The organism is Candidatus Polarisedimenticolia bacterium (genome assembly GCA_036004685.1).
Classification (GTDB): domain Bacteria; phylum Acidobacteriota; class Polarisedimenticolia; order Gp22-AA2; family AA152; genus DASYRE01.
In genome coordinates, this window is sequence record DASYRE010000034.1 from 1 (window position 1) to 21,387 (window position 21,387).

Here is a 21,387-nt window from a genome sequence, read left to right on the forward strand (position 1 = left end):
GTCGTTCGCCACGCCTCGCCCGCTTGGCTCGAAGCGAGATCATCAACACGATCTTGACGGATAGGACTCATCGGGACTCCGAGATCATGCTGGAGAGAAGAGGAACTCTCTCAAATCGCTATTGTTCCGCAGCCTGCTAACGCTTCCACCGCAGAACTCACCAGTTTTTAGTTTAGCTAGAAACCTCTGCTCGGTCTGGTCGGGCAGATCCTCGAAGCTCGCCAGCCGTGGTCTTACAAAAAGCTGTGCACCGATCAGGATGAATGAACCAAATAGAAAAGCGAGAAGGGGGACTATTAGACGCGTCAATATGGTCATTCCTGATTGTCTCGGCTTAACTAAATAGCGGTCAACGATTCTGGAACATCATGAGTGTACTGCTTTCGCCAGAGAGGGTTGGTTCCCTGGGAACGGCGTCGCGTTTCGAAGAAAGCGCCGGACTTTGGCCAGAAGTCGACGGATAGTTCGGCACCGGTGGTTTCGGGTCACATTAGCGTGGAGCTGGAGCCACAGGCGTTCGATCCGATTCTCCTCGGGGCAGTAAGGAGGCAGGAAGTGCAGTCGAAGCCGACCGCCCCGCTCGCTGAGCGCCGCCTGGACGATCTTGCTGCGGTGGATTGTGTAGTTGTCGAGGATCAGGTGAAGCACTCGGGCACGGCAATAGCGTCGCAGCAGAGCGCTTAACAAGTTCAAGAAGAGCCAACTCCGTTTCTGGTCGCCCTCGACCCAGACCAAATGTCCGCTGCGATGGCTCGGGGCTCCGGCGAGGAAGCGCTTTACGTTTTGACCGGGAGTGAGAACCCAGCGCTGTTGTCCCACGAAGTGGACATCGACCTCAACCCCCGGATCGGCCCGGACTGGACCCTGCCCGAGCAATTCCCGACTCCAACTGCTGCGCTCCCAGCCACAGTCGGTCGGGACCAACGCCAGCAACTCTTAAAGGGCCGACAGAAAGCTCTCGTCCACCTTTCGGCCTCCATTGTCTTCTCGCCGATCCTGCAGCCCCGCGATTCCCTCGCCAAAGTACTTCCAGGCGGTCCGGCTCACGTGAGCCCGGGCCACCTTCAAGTGCCGTTCGATGGCGACCGAGCTCTCTCCCTCGGCCAGCAAAACAATGATGAGGTAGCGTTTGCACAACGCGGCATCCCGCGTTTTTTGAGCCCGACGAGAAAGGGCTCGACGAACCTGCCGGGAGATTGCGATAATGTCGGGGAGACTCAGTCTCAAGGGCACCTCCTCGAAGAACGGTTGGTTTCGCAATCACCATTCTACGAGCCGGTGCCCTTCGTGCGTTCAAGAGTATTTTCATGGACTTACAAGTGATCCAGAATCAATGACTTCTATTTAGATTCATGCCGATCACCGTTCATCTGAGATGGACGAGTTGGCGGCTAGCATGAGAATACAGTGAGCCGCTTGGGAGTGGAGACGGCATGATGCACGATAGGAACCCACGAAAGCTGTTTGGCCGGCTCGGAATTGGGGGCAAGTTGGGGAAGTATAGCACCGACCGTGTCGTCCTGGTTGCAGTCCCGTTGTACTTGTCGGCGCTTTGAAAGGGACATCATTTGCCTCGTGGTAGCTCCAGGTCCGCGAGCTCTTCGCGGGGAGGATCGCCCGTGAGTTCCGGAACCCGACAGTCGACCTAGGCGGGATGTAGTTACGTCTTGATCTGGAACTGGCGGATCTTGCGAAAGAGCGTGGCGCGCGAGGTTCCGAGGAGCGCCGCAGCCTGCACTTTGTTGCCGCGCGTCGCTTTCAGGGCTTGCTTGATGTCATCCTTGCGCAAATCAGGCTCGGGCGCCTTCTTCCCTCCGGGCAGCTCGGCGACGCGGTCGAGGAGCTCCGGGTCGCGCGCCAGATCGGTCAGCGTGATCACCGGTCCGGAAGCGAAGAGGGAAAGGCGCGCCACGGTGTTCTCCAGCTCCCGCACGTTGCCCGGCCACGGATAGCGCATCAGCAGGGCCAGGACGGTCGGATCGACCCGGACCACCTTCGTCCCTTTCTGGCGGGCGATCTTCTCGAGGAAATGCTCGACGAGAAGCGGCAGGTCCTCGGGCCGCTGCCGCAGCGGCGGGAGGGTGAGCGTCACGACGTTCAGCCGGTAGAAGAGATCCTCCCGGAACTTCTTCTCGGCCACGAGCGACTTCAAGTCCCGGTTGGTTGCCGCCAGGACACGGACGTCCACCTTGCGGCTCCGGCTCCCGCCGACCGGGCGGATCTCGCCTTCCTGGAGCACCCTCAGGAGCTTGCTCTGCAGCGCCAGGCTCATCTCCCCCAGCTCGTCGAGGAACAGCGTCCCGCCGTCGGCCAGCTCGAAGAGTCCCGCCTTGTCCTGCTCGGCTCCGGTGAACGCTCCTTTCACGTGGCCGAACAGCTCGCTTTCGAGCAGCGTCTCCGGCAGCGCCGCGACGTTCTCCGACAAGAATCGCTTCTCGCGTCGTGGCGAGTTGTGGTGGATGGCGCGGGCCACCAGCTCCTTGCCCGTGCCGCTCTCCCCCTGGATCACCACGGGCACCTGGCTGTCGGCCACACGCGCGGCGCGCTCCAGGACGCGCTCCAGGGCGGTGCTCTTGCCGATGATGTTGGCGAAGCCGTAGCGCTCCTCCACCGTCTTGCGAAGGTAGCGGTTCTCTTCTTTCAGCGCCTCGTAGAGCTGCGCGTTCTCGATGGCGATCGCCGCCTGGTTCGCGAAAGCCTCTAGGAACTCCAGATCCTCGTCCCCGAACAGCGTGCCCGGGTGCCGGCTGTCGAGGTAGACCGTCCCGAGCACCTTCTCCCGTATCCGCAGGGGCACGCAGGCGAGCGATCGGATCTTGTAGAGGCTCACGCTGTCGTACTCCTGGAACCGCTCGTCCGACCCGGCGTCCAGGGTGACGATCGACTTGCCCTCCTGCGCCTGCTTCAGGATGCGCTGGCTGTACTCCCCGGCGTCCCGGATCGTCTCGTGCTCCAGGTTGCGGGCGACGCGCACCTTCAGCTCTTCCGACCCGTCCTCCCTCAGGAAGATCAAGCCGCGCTCGGCGCCGACGATCTGGATCGCCAGATCCAAAACGCGGTTCAGCAGCTCCGTCGGGTCGCGGATCGTGTTGATGATCTGGCTGATCTCATACATCGTGGCCAGCATCTTCATGGGGGGCGTCTTGCCGCTGAATCCGGGCAGGGCCGGCGCGGGAGCCGATTCCTCCGCGCGGGTGATCTCCTCCTGGACCTGGCGCCGCGCGCCGCTGGCCAGGAAGCGCCGCCGGACTGCCGAGTCTTCGATCCTCCCGGCGATCTGCCGGAACGCCTCCGCGGCTCCCCGCAGGAACTCCGTCGCCTTGTCCGACTTGCCCGCCGCCGCGGCGGCGCGCGCCAGGAACACGCGGGTCTCGGCCGAGATGTCGAGGCGGCCGAGCTTCAGCGACTGATCCAGCGCCCGTTCCAGCAGCACCGCGGCCTCCGCGGGATCGCGCTCGGCGAGCCGGACCTGGCCCAAGGCTTGTGCGGCGCGGCAGCGCTCCTCGCCGCTGCCTCCCTGGACCGCCAGCGCGTCGAAGTCGCGGGCGCGGTTGGCGGCTTCCCGAGCGTGGCTCGCTCCCAGCGCCGCCGCGACCAGGGCGCGCAACGCCACTGACTGCATCTTGCGGTTCCTCAGGCGCCTCGCCAGGACCAGCGAGCGCTCCGCCGGAAGCGTCGCCTCCTTGACCTTCCCCTCCTCGAGGAAGTCGAGCGCCAGCGCCGCCAGTAGAAAGCCTTCCTGCAGATCGTTGCGATGGTCACGCGCGAACCGCAGTCCCTCCTGGTGCGCCTCCATCCCCCCGGGGACGTCGCCCGAAAGGCGCTTCGCCGACCCGACGAGATCGAGCGATTGGGGGATGCTGAACGGCTCGCCGATCTCCCGCCGCAGCTGAAGCGACTCCTCGGCGAACCGCAAGGCCCGGTCATAGGCGCACCGCGCCAGTTGGATCTCCGCCATCGACGCGAGGGTCACCGCCAGGTGCGTCCGGTCCATCGTCTCCCGGTAGAGCCGGATCGCCTCCTCCGAGGAGGCGACCGCCTCGTCGAGCTTTCCGAGGTCCTTCAGGGCCTGGGCGCTGTTCGCGACCGTCATGGCGATGCCGCGCTTGTCGCCGAGGCGCCGCCAGGTCTCCAGCGCCTCGTTGAAGAGCCGCAAGCCCTCCTCGACCCGGTTCTGGCAGAGATGCACGTTCCCCAGGTTGTGGCGGACGTTGACCATCTGCTCGAGGTCGCCGGCCGTCTCGAGGTGCTCCAGCGCCTGCGTGAAGTAGGGGATCGCCTCATCGAACTGGTTCATCCGGGCGTAAGCGGTCGCGATGTGGTTCTTGGCGCGCCCGAGGCCGAGGTGGTCGCCCAGCGGCTCGAACAGCGCCATCGCCGCTCGGGAGTTCCGGACCGCGAGGTCGAAGTGGCCCTGGAGGAGGTGGCCGTAGCCGATCGACACGAGGAAGTGCCCTTCGCGGCCACGGTCCTGCAGCGTGCGCGCGATCCGCAGCCCGCGGTTCAGGTAATCCTGCATCTCGGAGTAATTCGCCGATTGCGTGTGGATCCGGGCCACCTTCGACAGGATCTCCATGCGTCCCTTCGATTCCGTCCTGGGGAGGAGTCCCAGCGCCTTCTGGTAAAACTCCAGCGCCGGCGCGTAGGCGTAAAGGCGGGAGCACTTGTCGCCGGCGCGCTGCGCGTAGTGGAGCCCCTTTTCCTTCGCGCCGCCCTGGAGGTAGTGGTAGGCCACTTCCTCCAGCGTCTCGTCGGGCCGCAGCCGCGACGCGTCCTCCAGGAGCTGTCCCGCCACGAGGTGCAGCCGGGTCCGCTCGCCGCCGACGCTGCGGTATACGAGGTCCCGGGTCTTCATGTGGGCGAAGGCGATCTTCTCCTGCCCTCCGTCCTCGTGGCGCAGCAGAATGCCGCGCGACAGGAGGTGCGAAAGCTGCGGCGCCATGACCTCGGAATCCCATCCGCCGGCCCGCTCGAGAAGCACGCGCGGGGTCGGCCGGTTGAAGACCGACAGCACGCGGATGATCTTCCGCTCCTCGTCGCTCAGCTTGCTCAGTCGGCGGGTCAGCGTCTCGTTGATGTTCTTGGGGACCTCGAACTTCTGGAGGTGGGCCAGGTCGACCTTCCACCGCCCCTCCTCCCGCTCCAGCGCCGCGTCCTCCGCGAGCGCCTTGAGGATCTCCTCGATGAAGAGGGGATTGCCCGCGGTCTGCCGGTGGAGCAGGAACGCCAGGTCCTGAGGATCCTCGTCGAGCGACAGCATGGAGCGCACGAGATGCGTGATCTCATCCACCTCGAGGCGCTTCAGCCGCAGGACGATCTGGGTCCCGGACGGAGAGGGCTGGGAGGCTAGCGCCTCGAGAGGCCGGCCCGCCACTTCGTCGTCCCGATAGGTGGCGACGACGAGAAGCGGAAGCGCCGGGACGCGATCTCTCAGGTAGCGCAGAAACTCGATGCTCAAGGCGTCGGCCCAGTGCAGGTCCTCCAGCGCCAGGATGAAGGGGCGCTTGGCCCCGGCCTGCGCCAGGATCTGCGTGGCCGAATCGAACAGGAGGTTCTTCGCCGCCCGATCGTTGCCGCTGACCGACAGGCCGGGCTGCACCGACGGGAAGAGGTCCGGGAAAAGCGGCGCCAGGATCTGCGCCGTGCGCGCGTCGACCCCCGCCGGATCCCTCGCCTCGAGGATCTGGCGGGCGGCCGGAGAGAGGAAACGGAAGGCTTCGACGAAAGGCTGGTAGACGGCGCGCCCCGTCTCGTAACAGCTGCCGAGACAGAACTCCAGCCCTTCGGTCTGGGCGTGATATCGGAACTCGCGCAGCAGCCGGCTCTTCCCCGAGCCGCTCTCGCCGCCCAGGAGCACGAGCCGCGGCCGGCTCTCCGCCTCCTCGCCCGGGGACACGAGCGCCCGTAGCGCCGACCGGAGCACTTCCATCTCCGAGTCGCGTCCGACGAGGACGGCCCCGGTCAGATAGCTCTCCCGCGTCTCGCGCGTCTCCAGCGTGAAGTCGGTCTTCAGCGCCTCGTTGAGCGCCCGCAACAGGGCCGCGGCGCTGCGCGGCCGATCCTCCGGATTCTTCTCGAGCAGCCAGAGGATCAGCCGCTCCAGTCCGGCGGGCAAGGCGGGATCGAGGCTGCGCGGGGGAGGCGGCGGCGTCTCGCGATGGGCCCGAAGGATGGCGAGCGGGTCCTTCCCGGTGAAGGGGAGCGTTCCCGTCGCCAGGCGGTAGAGCACGACGCCGAGCGAGTAGAGATCCGATCGCGCATCCACCTTCTCCCCGGCGAGCATTTCCGGGGCGGCGTAATGGATCGTGCCGCTGCGGCGCGTCTCCCCCCCCTGGTCGACCAGGCGCGCCAGCCCGAAATCCATGAGCTTGGCCTGGAACTGGAAGCCGTCGTCCCGGTTCGGCGCCGGCAGAAGAAAGATGTTCTGAGGCTTGATGTCGTTGTGCAGGACGCCCCGGACGTGGATGTAATCGAGGGCCCGGCAGAATTGCGCGATGAGCGCGGGAAGGTGTGGCCGCAGCTCGGCGGGCGTGAAGCGGGAGAGGTCCTTCCCGTCGAGGTACTCGAGTGTCAGAAAGGGCTCGTCGTTCTCTTCGAGGATCCCGAAATCATGGACCGCCGCGAGGTTCAGGTGGCGCAGCCGGGTCATCGCCCGGAACTCTTCCTTGAAACGCTCCACTGCCTCTTCCGAGACGAGCCCGCGCCGGAGGGTCTTCAGGGCGACCGGCAGATCGCCTTTGAGGAGGTCTTCGACCAGAAAGACCCGTCCCATCCCCCCTTCGCCGAGCGAGCGGAGGACACGATAGCGGTGGTTGAGGACCGAACCAGCCTCGGGCAGGATCAACTCCAATTTTTGGCGATGTAGGGGCTTCCAGCCGGAAGTCTACGCCGATGTATAAGGAGGATCAAGAGTTTTCTTGAGACGGTGGCCGCGTCAAATTATGGTCGGACAACAAGTTCTGTCTTGAGGTGATGAGACGGTCGGGGCTTTGGACCGGGGACTTGACTCTCAGCGATGTGATAACCCCATGACCAGGACTGGAAGGCACTCCTGCCGGAAAAGACTGGCAGAATCCGATGCGGCCGGCGGCCCGCCGCCGGGATGTCAATCGAGGAATTCTGGAGAACCTTCTTTCAAAGGTCTTGACGGAAATACCCCTGAAGGCATACAAGAGATAGACTGAGACAGGAGGGGCCGGATGGTGCCCAAGAAGGAATCTTCAGCGATCGTCCTGACCTGTCCCTGCTGCGGGACCGTCCTTCATCTCGACCGCATCACGGGGGCGATATTACTGGAGGATCGGCCCCGGAAAGGGACGGTCCGAAGCCTCGAGGAAGCGGCCCGCGAGAACGCCAACCGGCAGGAGCAGGCCCGCGCCCAGATGGCCCGCGCCATGGAAGAGGCGAAGCACAAGGACGAAATCCTGGAAAGGAAATTCCGCGAAGCGGTCAAGAAAGCCGAGAAGGACGAGAAGCCGCTTCCCCCCCGCCCGTTCGACCTCGACTGATTTTCCCCTGACAGCCATGAGGCTCAAGTAGGACCGCGCTTGGCTCGAGCGTTGGCTCCGGCTGGGATCAAAGTTGGCTCTGCTGGCGCTCTTTGTCTTGTTCCTGTCCATCTCCGCGGTCCCGGCGGACCGCGGAGTCACGGGGCCTGAGGAGCATTCGTTGGAGGCGGCCGATGGGGAGCGATTGATTTAATACAGTTGGAAGGGGCGGACTTCCCTTTGGAAGGCGCCGATCTCCTTCTTCCAGGAGCGCTCGAGGCGTGACAGGCTGCTTCCCGATTCGAGGACCTTGCGCACCGCCGGATCGCCGGTGAGGACGTCGACGGGAAGCTTGTCGATGACGTACTCGTAGGGGGGCTGCTTCCAGATGAAATCGAGCCGGTGCTCGGCGAGGACGTCCTGCAGGATGGCGAGGGTCGTCAGGTAGGGGCGGAAAACTCTTCGATCGGTCACCTGGAGCTGGAAGCCGAAGCAGAGCTTGCCGCTCCACTTCTGGAAGGTCGGCTGGAAGGGCTGCTCGCGCAGCAACACGCCGGGAAGACGCCGCGAGTCGAACGCCGCTCGGAACCGCTTCACGTCGAGGTAGGGCGCCCCGAAGATCTCGAAGGGACGCGTCGTCCCTCTCCCCTCGGACAGGTTCGTCCCCTCCAGCAGGACTTGGCCGGGATAGACCATCGCCGTCTCGAACGTCGGCATGTTGGGGGAGGGGAGCACCCAGGGCAGGCCGGTGTCGGGATAGGTCATTTTCCGCCGCCAGCCGCGCATCGGGATCACCGTCAGCCTGCAGGCGCCGGGACAGGAGACGCCCGGCCCGTCCCGCCGGCTGGTGGGCCGGGCGCTCTTGGGGGCGTTCCCGAGCCGGGCGTTCACCAACGCCGCCATCTCCCCCAGCGTGAGGCCGTGCCGCATCGGCACGGGATAGAGGCCCACGAAGGAGCGGTACCCCTCCCGCACTAGGTTTCCCTCGACCACCTCGCCGCCCAGCGGGTTCGGCCGATCCAGGATCACCACTTCCTTGCCGGCGGCCGCGCAGGCCTCGAGCGCCAGCGCCGTGGTCCACTCGAAAGTGTAGACGCGGCATCCCACGTCCTGCAGGTCGACCAGCAGGACGTCGACGTGGTTCAGCATCGCCGCCGTCGGCTTCCGGGTCTCGGAGTAGAGGCTGTAGACCGGGATCATCAGCTCGGTGTCGTAGCCGTGCGGCGACTCCACCATGTTGTCCTGCTTCTCGGAGCCGAAGCCGTGCTGCGGCCCGAAGAGCGCGGTGAGCTTGCGGCCGAAGATCTTCGAGACGATGTCGCGGGCGGAGACGAACTCGGAGGTGACCGAGGCGGAGTGCATCAGGAGGCCGACCCGCTTCCCCCGGAGCCATTTCGGCCGGGTGCGCGCGAGAACCTCCAGGCCAGTCTGCACTCGGGGTCGGGTGCGGGAAGCCATCGTCGGAGCCCCTCGCCTGCGACGTCGTCGCGGGGTCGCGGTGCGCCAGTTTCATCGTGAGCGGCTTGGGGGAGGCCGCCTAAAGCGCGCGGAGTCTACCAGCGTCGTTGGGAGGTGTCAAAGCGCCGAACACGATCGTCTCCGGCGCAATTCCTGCCGACCGATCGGGGCGCGCCGAAAGTTATTCCCCCGCGCCCTTCAGGTCGATATCGTTCCCCGTCATGGGACCGTATCCAAGATTGTGGATTAGCGCCGGCAGCGGGCATTGACTTCACCGATGCGAAACGGCTAAGCTACTGGAGATTAGGCATTTACTAATCAACAATTGACGGCAAGCCAGTCCGATCTCCTGACTCACCCCTTGCCCTTGATGGGGCGGACGCTTCAGGAAGGGCTGGAATCTGTCTTGCGGAATCTTTTGTAAGTCAGCGGGCGCACGTTCGAGGCAGGCTCTTTGATGCCCACGGCTCCACCCACCTCATCCCAGCGAGCCCGACCGCGGCAGGCGGGTCTGCTCAGACGTCGCTTCCTGGCGCTTCTGATTGGATCGTCGGTCTTTGCGGGGTTGTTGCTGTTGCCCCTTTGGGAATCGGTCACCGCTTCCAACGTCGTCCCGAAGGTGATCAAGCAGCCCGGGAGCCAGCCCGGGGAGGCCTCGCTCAACAATTCCCACTGCGAGACCTGCCACGCAGGATACGCTTCCGTCTACGAGCCGGGATTCCTCTGGCGCGGCTCGATGATGTCCCATGCGGCGCGCGACCCCCTCTTCTACGCCGAGCTGGCGGTTGCCGAGCAGGACTTCATGCCCAACCAGACGGTCTGGAACAACTGGGAGCCGTCCTCGCCGCCGGGCACGACGCCGCCGGGCGGAGTGGGAGACCTCTGTATGCGCTGCCACACTCCGGACGGGTGGATGGGCGGGCGGTCCACGCCGACCGACGGCTCGGGTCTGTCCGGCGCGGACGAGGCTGACGGTGTTTCGTGCGACAGCTGCCATCGCATGATGGATCCGGGCAGCGCCGAGGGGCGCCGGCAGACTTCGCCGGGCCACGAAAATTATCGGCTCGCCTCCCCGGGAGTGCTTGAAGGCTTTTACGGAAGCGGGCAGTACGTCCTCGATCCGGGCGCCAGCAAGCGCGGCCCCTTCGATGACGCCACTTCCACGAACCACGGCTCCATCGCGTCTCCCTTCCATCGCAGCGGGGAAATGTGCGGGACCTGCCACGACGTGAGCAACCCGGCGGTCGGGCAGCTCGCCCCCGGCCACGGCAGGCTCGACGGCGCGCCCCTCGCGGTGAATTTCTGCCTGATCACCAAGGCGCCCTGCACGGACAGCGCGTCCTGCCCCGACTGCAACCTCGGACAGATCTCCTGCGAGACGACTTGCGGCGGAGTCTGGAGCGCCGCGACCTCCAGCTGCGACCGGAGGGACAGCTGCCGCACCACCGTCGCCGAAGCTCACCCGCCCTACGCCTATGGAGTCATGGATCGCACTTACAGCGAGTGGAAGTCCAGCGCCTGGCCCGGTCTTCTGACCGGCACGTTCCTCGTCGACCCGACCGTGCCGGCCGATCTCAAGGTTGTCGGAGGCGCTCCGGCCGAGGCGGCGACAAACGCGCCGTACAGCTCCTCGACCAATCCCGTCTTCAATCCGCCCCGGACCTTCACCTGCCAGTCGTGCCATATGCACTCCGCGACGGGCCAGGGATGCAACAAGAACCCGGAAGTTCGAAGCGACCTGCCGCTCCACGACTTGACGGGGGGGAGCACCTGGATGCCGGCCGTGATCACCGACATGTCCGCAGCCGGCACCCTGGTGGGTGGCGCGCTCAACTCGACGGCGATCAACCAGCTCAACGCCGGAGTGTCGCGGGCCCGGGCGCAGCTGCGGATGTCGGTGAAGGTCGATCCGCTCACCAGCGGGCCGGGCGGGCTGCAAGTGCGCGTCACCAACCTCACCGGTCACAAGTTCCCGAGCGGCTTCCCCGTGGGGCGCCGGGCCTGGATCAACGTCCGCTGGTCCGACGCCGCCGGCAGGGTGATTCACGAGGACGGCGCGTGGGACCCCGTGTCGGGGGGGGTGGACGAAGAAGGGACCCGTGTTTACGCGGCCCGTCCTGGAATGAGCCGGGTCTGGGCGCAGACCCTTCTCGCCGTCGGCTACGACTCCGCCATGGCGCTGTCCTACGACCTGAGCGGGAACGTTCTCTCGACTCTCGGACAGCTCGCCTCCGGAGCCTTGGGGGAGCGGGTTCCCACGTTCCACTCCGTCCTCAATGACGTCATGGTGGACGACGATCGGATTCCTCCCTATGGCTTCGATCCCGTCGAAGCGGCGCAGCGCAACGCGCTTCCCGTTCCGGCGGGTGCCTATCCAACCCTTCCGAGCGGCAAGCTGCAGCATTGGGGCGACACCCTCTTCCCCGTCCCCATCGGCGCCGCCCGGGCCGACGTCCAGGTCTACTACCAGAGCGCTTCACCCGAGCTGATCAACTTCCTCCGCCGCGCCAACGCGACCAACAACCGCGGTCAGGACCTTTACCAGGCCTGGCTGAACACCGGGAAAGCGCCGCCCGAGCCAATGCTCGTCCTGGCGGGCTCTCCGGCCCCCGCACCCTGGACCGGGCCGCCGTGCTCCGGCGTCCCGGGATCGGTCGGGTCCACCCTCGTCTTGACGCCCGGAAACCCGACGGTCCAGACGCTTCTGAGCTGGCAGAGCGTCCCGAACGCTACCGGTTATCTGCTGCATCGCTGGAGCGCTCCCGACCGGAGTGGAACCGACAGCGCCCGCCACCTGGCCCTTCCCGGCGCGATCGAAAACGAGATCCCGCATACGGGAGAGTGCTGGTTCTACGAGATCGGGTCCACCAACGCCTGCGGCGAGAAATCGGATGGCGGATCCCCGCCCAGCCCGATCACGGTCGACTACTTTTGGCCGGGGGAGGCGCCGCACTATCGGGGGGCGCTGCGGACGCCGACGTGGATCGACGTTCCCATCGCCGCGGGCGGCAATCACGTCCTCATCCACAGCCTCAGGATCCTGACCGGTGCCCGAGACTGGGGCTTCAAGATCTGCGGCTCGAAGACTCAGCCGGAAACGTGCGGCTACGCGGTCGAGAGAGGGTTGTCGGCAGGATGGAAGCTTTGGTACGCCGACTCCCAGGCGGAGATCGACTATCGCGACCTGGACGGCGACGCCTCGCCGGCGATTCACTTCTTCGTCACGCCGTACGACGGCGATTGGATGTCCTTCCGCGCCCAGATGAAAGTCGAGGGGAAACCGTGAAGCGGATCGTTCTCGCCTGGCTCGCGCTGCTCAGCGTAGGCGGCACCGCCTTCGCCAACGTCTGCACGTCCGTGCAGGACGGCGATTGGACGAGCGCCGCGACCTGGGGCGGATCGGCGTGCGCACCCACGGCGTCGGACACGGTGACGATCAACCATGTCGTGCGGGGCGACTTCACGGGCACCGTGACGCTGTACGCCTTGGCGGGAAGCGGGACGTTGAACATGGTCCCCGGGGATCGCCGGTTCGACGTCGCCTCCGCCTCGGCTTGGCGGGGCACGCTCAATCTGGCGAACGGCACCTGGATCAACTCGATCGCGGGCTCCGGGATCCCCGGCTGGGACCTGGGGGACACCGGAGCCTTCGTGTCCGACGCGACCGATCTCGGACCGCTCCGGACCGTCGTCAGCTTCGCTTCGAGCTCGACGAGCGGGGTCTGCGTCTCGGGGAACCGCTGGACGGTCGGCGTCTCGCCGGCGCCGACGGGGCTGGTGCCCGGAGACTTGGCGCAGTTCATGAACTGGGACGGCGCCGCCTTCGGCCGCATGTACGAGATCGTCCAGGTCTCCGGATCGACCCTCACCCTCTGCCCGTCTCTCCCGGACGGCAACAGCCTCGGTCCGCGTCTGACGCCGCACCTGTCCAGCTCCGCTGCCCCGCAGCCCGGCGTCTCTCCGCAGCAGGTTTCCGCCGCCGGCGACACGCTGCTCGCCTGGCACCCTTGGAGAATGACGCGGAGCGGCGCGGCGAAGTGGTGGATCCTCACGGCCACGGCGACGCCCGCCGTCTCCCGGATCGAGCTCGTCGGAGGCGACCTATCGGGTGGGGCCATCATGAACCTCCGGTGCGCCGCGAGCCAACCGCCCCTGATTCTCTCGCACAGCAACGTCCACGACTGCGACAGCACCGGGATGGGAAGCCTCTTTCGGTTCATGGAAGGGGTCCCGCCGGACAGCGGCTGCCGCTCTCCACTCGCCAGCTTCAACGTGTTTCACGACAATGTCCTGGAGCTGTTCCAGGCGGAAATCATCGTTGACCGGAGTGCCTCTCATCTCTCCGGACACGGGGGAGAGGGCGGGGCTTTCGTCGCGAACACTTTTTACCGGACCAACAACAACAACATCAATATCAACTCTTCCGATGCGGGAGGGTCCGTCAACCGCTTCGAGGTCTCCTACAACACCTGCTTCGAATTGGGGACGTCGGCGAGCGACGAGTGCAGCTGCGTCGAGATCGACGATGCCCAGGACGTGACGGCGCAGTTCAACCGCGCCTGGAACCTGTCGACCGGTTGCGGCGGGTTCACACGGGCGGGCGTCGCGAACGCTCTCTACAAGAACAACCTTTGGATTGGCAACTTCGTCGACGGCGGCGCCTTCGGGATCCACGCCGTGTTTCCCGGTTTCCAGGGGATGCTCAAGGACAATGCCGCGGTGAACAATTACGTCGCCCATACCCTCGACGAAGCGATCAGCGCCCCGAAGGCGCACTACAACCTCGTCCGTCGCTGGTCCGACGGGAACGCCTACCAGAATGAGGCAAGCCGATCCTACGCCGGCATCTGGGCGCGTCAGGCCGAGGGCAACGTGATGGACGGCGCGGGCAGCGCGCGCGCGGCGATCGGAATCTGGACCGAGGCGGGAGACGTCGGCGGCGTGCCCGGCAAATTCATGAACAACGTTTTCTACGGACTGGCGACCGACCAGTTTCACGGCGCCACGGGGATCTCGTTCAACCTGGGTCGCGAGAACGCGGACGTCACGATCAACCACAACTTCATGGAGTGCGGGACCACCGGCTTCTGCTACGGGGTCGCCCGCATGCAGGGGAACCCGACCTCTTCGGAGACCTACAGCCTCACCGACAACGTCGTGCTGGGAATCGACGGTTCCTTTGCCGCGACGAGCGAGGCCGGGTTGAAAGTCGTGGACAACCTTCTGAACTTGACGCGGTACGGCGGAATCGCGGCGGCTTCCGGGACGTGGAACTCGAGAATCGGCGAGGTGGAGCGCGACCCGAAAATCGTCGCGGCAGGCTCCGATTGGAACTACCGGGCCACCAGCCTCGAGCTCTTTGCCGGCGCGGCCCCGCGCTTTTCGAGCATCGGAATCCGCGGCCGCCTGTTCGACCCCTCGCTGTTTCCGCCCTTCCTGCTCGCCGTCATGGGGACGATACCGCCCGTCACGGCGAACGAGGCGATGGACGATCTCGACCTCGATCTCATCCCGGCGTTCGCGCTGGGGGACCCCGATTCCCCCGACGTCTGCCCGGACTTCACCGACCTGATGAACGGGTGGGGCGGCTCGTCCTGTGACAATGCCGCCTCGGGCGCCGGCCAGGCGGCCAGCAAGCCGCTGAACAGTCCGTAAGCGGCTCGCCCGCCGGAGCATGCGAGGTCGGCGCCAAGCGGCTGCAGACATCGAGGTTGAAGGGGTCTCGGCCCGAGAGCGCGGCGGCAAACGGCGCCCGCCACCGGCGGGGGGATCGGCTGGAGGAATTCCCCCGGCTTGAGATATACTCCCGCCTTTAAAAAAGGTGGCAGGCCGGCATCAGTCGGCGAGGCTTACCCGTAGCCAGGTAACCATTCAAAATCGCGAGAGAAGCCGCGGTATCCGTGGAGGGGAGTGTATGCGCGAGGCGGTCCGGAAGCTCTGGCCCGAAATCGACTGGATCCAGGACGAGGGCCTGCGCGAGAAGACGCTGGAGACCTGGGTCAAGGCGTTCGAAGCCAGCCCCCTGGCCCCCGACGATCTTCTGGAGATACCGTTCACGTTGCTGATCCCGAACTGCCCCGTCACCTTCATGGCCCACAAGCGCGCCGTCGTCCACATCGCCCGCCGCGGCGCCGAGGCGATGCGGGAGTTCTTCAGGGAGACGCTTCCCATCGACCTGGACGTCGTAATCGCCGGGGCGATCCTCGCCGACGTGGGGAAGCTCCTCGAGTACGAGAAGGTCGGCGGCAAAGCGCGCCAGAGCCAGCGGGGAAAAGACCTCCGGCACCCCTTCACCGGCGTGGCGCTCGCCATGCAGTGCGGCGTCCCCGACAAGGTCTGTCACATCATCGCCGCGCACGCCGCCGAAGGGGACCTGGTGAAGCGCAGCGCCGAGGCCTTCATCGTTCATCATGCCGACTTCATGGCGTACGAGCCCTTCAAGGCTCTCGGCGCTAAATAAAGGAGATTGCGTGGCCACCTCCGGATCCGCTCCCGCCAAGAAATACGTCTCCGAGGCCATGGCGAAATGGGCCGCGGAGCTGACCTACGAGAAAATCTCCGCCGACGCCGTCCATCAGGTGAAGCGGTTCCTCCTCGACTCTCTCGGCTGCGCCCTGGGCGGCTATCTGCAGCACGACGTGAAGATTTTTCTGGAAGTCTTCGGCGCGGCGGCCGGCCCCGGCCCCGCCACGGTGATCGGCACCGGCAAGAAGGTCGACCCGATCTCCGCGTCGCTGTTGAACGCGCTGATGATCCGCGTCATGGACTACAACGACATCTACTGGATGCAGGACCCGTCGCACCCCTCCGACATCATCCCCGCCGCCATGGCCTGCGGCGAGCGCGTCAAAGGCGACGGCCAGAGCCTGATCGTCGGGATCGTCCTCGGGCACGAGTTCGAGCAGCGGCTGTGCGAGGCCGCCTTCCCGGGAATCCGCGAGCGTGGCTGGCACCACGCGACCCTGACCGCCTTCGCGTCCCCCATCGTCGCCGGGCGCATGCTCGGCCTCGGCTGGGAGAAGATCCAGCACGCCATCGGCATCTCCGGCTGCCGCCACTTCACGCTCGGCGGCGCGGTGGCCGGCAAGCTCACGATGATGAAGAACACCGTCGATCCGATGGCCACGCAAAGCGGCGTGATCGGCGCGCTTCTCGCCGAAAAGGGATACACCGGACCGGAGCACGTGATCGACGGCAAGGAGGGGATGGTCCACTGCCTCGGGCCGGAATGGAAGCTCGACATCCTCACCCAGGGCCTCGGCGAGTCGTGGCGCATCGAGAAGTGCGGGATGAAGGCCTACCCGACCGAGGCGCTGACGCACACGCCGATCTCGGCGGTCCTCGATCTCGTCAAGCAGCACGACCTGAAACCCGACCAGATCGCCAAGGTCCACGTCCGCTCGCTGGCGCGGGCCGCCGACATCCTGTCCGACCCTTCCAAGTACGATCCGCGCACCAAGGAGACGGCGGACCACAGCCTGCCGTACGTCCTCGCCGCGGCGGTGGTCGACCGCCAGGTGACGCCGGCTCAGTTCACCGACCGGAAGATCATGGATCCCCTCATCCGGGAGCAGCTCCCGAAGGTCGAGGTGGTCGCCGACCCCGAGATCGAGAAGCTCTTCCCGAAGCTCCAGCGCGTCATCGTCGCGATCCGGACGACCGACGGCAAGGAGCACACGAAGCAGGTCGATTACCCGAAAGGCGATCCGAGGAATCCCCTGACCGACGACGAGATCGAGCAGAAATTCGACGCCCTCGCCGAACCGGTCCTCACGGCGGCCTCCGCCCGGAAGCTCAAGGAGGCGGTCTGGGATCTGGACGCGCTCGGCTCGATCTCCGACTTGATGGCGATGCTGAAGTCGGATCGCTGACCGGCGACGGCGAGAGGTAGAATCGCGGAAGTTGAAACCGATACGATCGAGCGCTTAGACTCCAAGGGCCAGCCGGCTCCGAAGCGGAGCCGAGCCGATGGAGGGACACCGTGGGCCAGACCATCGTCGAGAAGATCGCCAAGAGCCATATGACCGAAGGGCCGAAAGGCCGGCCCCTGCGAACCGGGGACATCCTCTCGATCCGCCCCCATCACGTGATGACGCACGACAACACCTCCGCCGTCATGAAGAAGTTCCAGAGCATCGGCGCGGGGAAGATCGTCGACCCGAAGCTCCCTGTCTTCGTCCTGGACCACGACATCCAGAACAAGTCGGAGGAGAACCAGAAGAAGTACGCCGCCATCGAGGCCTTCGCGCGCGCCCAAGGCGTCGACTTCTACCCGGCCGGATCGGGGATCGGCCATCAGGTGATGTGCGAGCAGCTCTACGTCGTCCCCGGCTCGTTCGTCGTCGCGTCCGATTCCCACTCCAACATGTACGGCGCGCTCGGCGCGGTCGGCACCCCCATCGTCCGGACCGACGCCGCCGCCGTCTGGGCCACCGGGGAGTTCTGGTGGCAGGTGCCGCGGACGGTCCAGGTCGTCCTGACGGGGAAGCTCCCGGAAGGGGCGACGGGGAAGGACGTCATCATCGCGCTGTGCGGCCTGTACAACCAAGAGGAAGTCCTCAACGCCGCGGTGGAATTCACCGGCTCCGGTGTCGCCGGCCTGTCGATGGACGCCCGGATGACGATCTCCAACATGACGACGGAGTGGGGCGCCCTGGTCGGATGGTTTCCCGCCGACGACGTGACCCTGAAGTGGATCCGAACGCGGCGGGACCTGCTCGCCTCGCGCGGCATCCACCGCGTGAAGGACGAGGAGCTGGCAGATTGGTCCGCCCACCCGCCGATGCCCGATCGCGACGCCGCCTACGCCGCGCGGATCACCCTCGACCTCTCGAAGGTCGTGCCGCACGTCTCCGGCCCCGACACCGTCCAGATCATGACCCCGCTCTGGGAGATCGAGGTGAAGAAGGTGGCGGTCCAGAAGGCCTACCTGATCTCCTGCGTCAACTCGCGCTTCGAAGACCTCAAGTCGGCGGCGCGCGTCCTGAAAGGGAAGAAGGTCGCCCCCACCGTCGGCTTCTACGTCGCCGCCGCGAGCCAAGAGGTCCAGGAGGACGCCGAGAAAGCGGGCGTCTGGCAGGACCTCGTCGACGCCGGCGCGAAAGTCCTGCCCCCCGGCTGCGGCCCTTGCATCGGCCTCGGCACCGGGCTGCTCGAAAAGGGCGAAGTCGGGATCTCGGCGACGAACCGGAACTTCAAAGGCCGGATGGGCTCGCGCGACGCGCAGTGCTACCTCGCCAGCCCCGAGGTTGTCGCCGCCTCCGCCGTCGCCGGCTACATCTGCGGCCCGACCCCCGGCAAGCACGAGCGCCTCGCGCCGCAGATCGAGACCCTGGCCGCGCCGCCGCCCCCGGCGGAGCAAGTCGAGATCAAGAGCGGTTTCCCGGAAAAGGTGATGGGCCGTCTCGTTTTCGTCCCGCCTGACAACCTGAACACCGACGGGATCTACGGCAAGGACTACACCTACCGCGAGGACATGACGCCGGAGCAGATGGCCGCGGTCGTCATGGAGAATTATGACCCGAAGTTCTCGGCGTTGACGCGCCACGGCGATCTCCTCGTCGGCGGCTTCAACTTCGGCACCGGCTCGAGCCGCGAGCAGGCGGTCACGGCGCTCCAGGCGAAGGGGATTCCGCTGGCCGTCGCCGGGAGCTTCTCGCAGACCTACCTGCGCAACGCTTTCAACAACGGCTTCCTGTGCGTCGAGCTGCCCGAGCTGGTGACCCGTCTGCGCGCCCTCTTCAAAGACGAGATCGCCTCCGGGGCGCGGACCGTCATCCCGGGAGACGAGGTCGAGGTCGATTTCGCCGGCGCGCTCCTGAAATACCGGGGCGAGACCTTCCGCTTTCCGCCCTTGGGGAGCGTTCCCCAGTCGCTCTACGTCGCGGGAGGCGCCGAGAAGCTGGTCCGGAACAAGCTGGGGCTCGATTGACCCGGGCCCTCTCATCACATAAGGAAAAGGCATGGCGAAGCACACGGTGGTCACGATGCCGGGAGACGGCATCGGGAAAGTCGTTCTGCCCGAGGCGATCCGCGTCCTGAAAGTGGTCGGCTTCGACGCCGACTACGTGCCGGCGGAGATCGGCTGGGATTGCTGGATCCAGCAGGGGAACGCCCTTCCCGAGAGGACGATCGATCTCCTGGCCAAGCACAAGCTGGGTCTCTTCGGCGCCATCACCTCCAAGCCCAAGGCCGCCGCCGACGCGGAGCTTTCGGCCGCGCTGAAAGGCAAGGGCTATTCCTATTTCAGCCCGATCGTCGGGATGCGCCAGCGCTTCAGCCTCGACGTCTGCATCCGTCCCTGCCGCTCCTTCGTCGGCAATCCCCTGAACTTCATCCGCAAGAAGCCGCAAGGCGGATTCGACGAGCCGGCCCTCGACACCGTCGTCTTCCGTCAGAACACCGAAGGCCTCTACGCCGGCGTGGAGTGGTCCGATCCTCCCGCCGAGGTCCGGAAGGCGCTGGGCATGCACCCCAAGTTCAAGCCGTTCGAGAAGGTGCAAGGCCGCGACCTGGCGCTGGCGCTGCGCGTCATCACGCGCGAGGCGACCCGCCGGATCCTCGAGGCGGGCTTCCGGCACGCCCGGGCGCACGGCTACGCCTCGGTCACCGTCTGCGAGAAGCCCAACGTCCTGCGCGAAACCTCCGGGGTCTACGAGGAGGAGGCGAAGAGCCTCCAGAAGGAATTCCCCGAGATCAAGCTGAAGTCGGACAACATCGACGCCCTGATGATGTGGATCACCAAGAAGCCGGAGGACTACCAAGTCGTCGTCGCCTCGAACCTGTTCGGCGACATCGTCTCCGACGCCTTCGCCGGCCTGGTCGGCGGACTGGGCTTCGCCTGCTCCGGGAACATCGGCAAGGAAGTGGCCGTCTTCGAGCCGACGCACGGATCCGCCCCCAAGTACGAGAAGCTCGATCCTCCCATCGTGAATCCGATCGCCATGATCCTCTCCGCCGCCATGCTCCTCGAGCACGTCGGGGAACAGGACAAGGCGAAGAAGATCCGCGCGGCGGTGGCCGCGGTGGTGCAGGAAGGGAAGGTGCGCACCTACGACATGATGCGCCTCTCCGGCGGGCCCGACGTTTTTGGCAAAGGAGCAGCCAACACGGTTGAGATGACCGACGCGATCCTCTCGAAGCTTCGGTGACGTCGATGCCGCGCTCCGGCAATCCGGGATCGGGGGCGACGAGAAAAGGAGAGGCGGGGCGCCGCGGCGCCGACGTCCGCTCCGACCTCTACGTCGCGCTCGAAATCCGAGATCAAGGCGGGATCGATCTGCAGCTACGCTCGAAGGTCGAGCCGTACTACGGCGATTCGATCCGCGCCCAGGTCGGCACGTTGCTGGATCGTCTCGGGATCGCCAACGCCCGGGTCGAGATCGACGACACCGGGGCGCTTCCTTTCACCATCGACGCGCGCCTGGAAGCGGCCGCGCTGCGCGCCGGCATCCCGCACCCGAAAAAGATCAGCCCCGGACGTCTGGCGCCCACCGGGGCGGCTTCGCCGCGGGATCGCCTCCGCCGATCGCGTCTCTACCTCCCCGGCAACGAGCCGAAGTTCATGATCAACGCCGGTCTTCACGGAGCCGACGGGATCATCCTCGACTTGGAGGATTCGGTCCATCCTTCCGAGAAGGATGCCGCCCGCCAGCTCGTGCGGCGCGCCCTGCGTAGCGTCGACTTCGGCGACGCGGAGCGCATGGTCCGGATCAATCCGCTTCCCCTCGGCGCCGAGGATCTCGAGGCGATCGTTCCCGAGGGGCCCGACCTGCTTCTCCTGCCCAAAGTGGAATCGTCGGAGGAGGTCCGGGACATCGACGGGCGCGTCAAGGAGATCTTGCGCCGGTCGGGCTCGAGCCGGCCGCTGCACCTCATGCCCATCCTCGAGACGGCGCTCGGGGTTGAGAGCGCCTTCGAGATCGCCCGCGCCGCCGACAGCGTCGTCGCGCTGACCCTGGGGCTGGAGGACTACACCGCCGACCTTGGGGTCGTGAAGACCGTGGAAGGGGAGGAGACGCTCTACGCGCGCCAGCGGGTGGTCGTGGCGGCGAAGGCGGCCGGCCTCCAGGCGATCGATTCCGTCTTCGGCGACGTCGGCGACTCCGAAGGCCTCGCCCTCTGGGCGGCCCGCTCCCGCGCCATGGGCTTCGAGGGGATGGGGTGCGTCCACCCCCGGCAGATCGAGATCATCCACCGCTCCTACGCCCCGTCGAGCCAGGAGATCGAGAAGGCGCTGCACATCGAGGCCGCCTTCCGCGAGGCCGAAGCGAAAGGGCTCGGTGTCGTCAGCCTCGGCTCGAAGATGATCGATCCCCCGGTCGTCCTGCGCGCCCGCCGCTTGGTCGACCGCGCCCGAGCCATGGGCCTCATTCCCTCGGAAGCGTCCGTCGCCATCGAGGCAGCGGCCGCGACCGCCGCCGAGGCGGAGGTCAAGCGATGA

The 21,387-nt window shown here is 66.1% G+C and carries 11 protein-coding genes; 8 read left to right on the plus strand and 3 right to left on the minus strand.

The features are described 5' to 3' along the window. Nucleotides 1-936 precede the first annotated feature (936 nt). Together VGR67_08880 and VGR67_08885 are read right to left on the minus strand one after the other, a co-directional pair. Nucleotides 937-1,137 (minus strand): hypothetical protein, encoded by a 201-nt coding sequence (locus VGR67_08880; GenBank protein HEV8336515.1) that lies wholly within the window; start codon nucleotides 1,135-1,137, stop codon nucleotides 937-939. A 523-nt stretch (nucleotides 1,138-1,660) separates the two neighbouring features. Next, nucleotides 1,661-6,844 (minus strand): sigma 54-interacting transcriptional regulator, encoded by a 5,184-nt coding sequence (locus tag VGR67_08885; GenBank protein ID HEV8336516.1) that lies wholly within the window; start codon nucleotides 6,842-6,844, stop codon nucleotides 1,661-1,663. A 355-nt stretch (nucleotides 6,845-7,199) separates the two neighbouring features. Between VGR67_08885 and VGR67_08890 the strand changes: the two genes are divergently transcribed. Further along, nucleotides 7,200-7,508, plus strand: a complete 309-nt coding sequence (locus VGR67_08890) for a hypothetical protein (GenBank protein HEV8336517.1) — start codon at nucleotides 7,200-7,202, stop codon at nucleotides 7,506-7,508. A gap of 189 nt (nucleotides 7,509-7,697) precedes the next feature. Here VGR67_08890 and VGR67_08895 read toward each other — a convergent pair whose 3' ends face one another. Further along, on the minus strand, nucleotides 7,698-8,945 hold the full coding sequence (locus VGR67_08895; GenBank protein ID HEV8336518.1) for a DUF1343 domain-containing protein: 1,248 nt from the start codon (nucleotides 8,943-8,945) through the stop codon (nucleotides 7,698-7,700). Nucleotides 8,946-9,519: 574 nt separating this feature from the next. On the opposite strand from VGR67_08895, the gene VGR67_08900 reads away from it, so the two are divergent. From VGR67_08900 to VGR67_08930, 7 genes are all read left to right on the plus strand, one after another. After that, nucleotides 9,520-12,231 carry a hypothetical protein gene (locus tag VGR67_08900; GenBank protein ID HEV8336519.1) on the plus strand — a complete coding sequence of 904 codons (2,712 nt, stop codon included), beginning with the start codon at nucleotides 9,520-9,522 and terminating at the stop codon, nucleotides 12,229-12,231. Then, nucleotides 12,228-14,600: a hypothetical protein gene (locus tag VGR67_08905; GenBank protein ID HEV8336520.1), complete on the plus strand. Its 2,373-nt coding sequence runs from the start codon at nucleotides 12,228-12,230 to the stop codon at nucleotides 14,598-14,600. The genes VGR67_08900 and VGR67_08905 overlap by 4 nt, the downstream gene beginning before the upstream one ends. 259 nt (nucleotides 14,601-14,859) lie before the next feature. Then, complete coding sequence (locus VGR67_08910; protein ID HEV8336521.1) at nucleotides 14,860-15,405, plus strand: HDIG domain-containing protein; 546 nt, start codon at nucleotides 14,860-14,862, stop codon at nucleotides 15,403-15,405. A gap of 10 nt (nucleotides 15,406-15,415) precedes the next feature. Continuing rightward, the gene (locus tag VGR67_08915) at nucleotides 15,416-16,816 is read left to right on the plus strand and encodes an MmgE/PrpD family protein (protein ID HEV8336522.1); all 1,401 of its coding nucleotides are present in this window, start codon (nucleotides 15,416-15,418) and stop codon (nucleotides 16,814-16,816) included. A gap of 110 nt (nucleotides 16,817-16,926) precedes the next feature. After that, nucleotides 16,927-18,876 (plus strand): homoaconitase, encoded by a 1,950-nt coding sequence (lysF, locus tag VGR67_08920; GenBank protein ID HEV8336523.1) that lies wholly within the window; start codon nucleotides 16,927-16,929, stop codon nucleotides 18,874-18,876. Nucleotides 18,877-18,907: 31 nt separating this feature from the next. Continuing rightward, nucleotides 18,908-20,095 (plus strand): isocitrate/isopropylmalate family dehydrogenase, encoded by a 1,188-nt coding sequence (locus VGR67_08925; protein HEV8336524.1) that lies wholly within the window; start codon nucleotides 18,908-18,910, stop codon nucleotides 20,093-20,095. Nucleotides 20,096-20,100: 5 nt separating this feature from the next. Beyond that, nucleotides 20,101-21,387 carry an aldolase/citrate lyase family protein gene (locus tag VGR67_08930; GenBank protein HEV8336525.1) on the plus strand — a complete coding sequence of 429 codons (1,287 nt, stop codon included), beginning with the start codon at nucleotides 20,101-20,103 and terminating at the stop codon, nucleotides 21,385-21,387.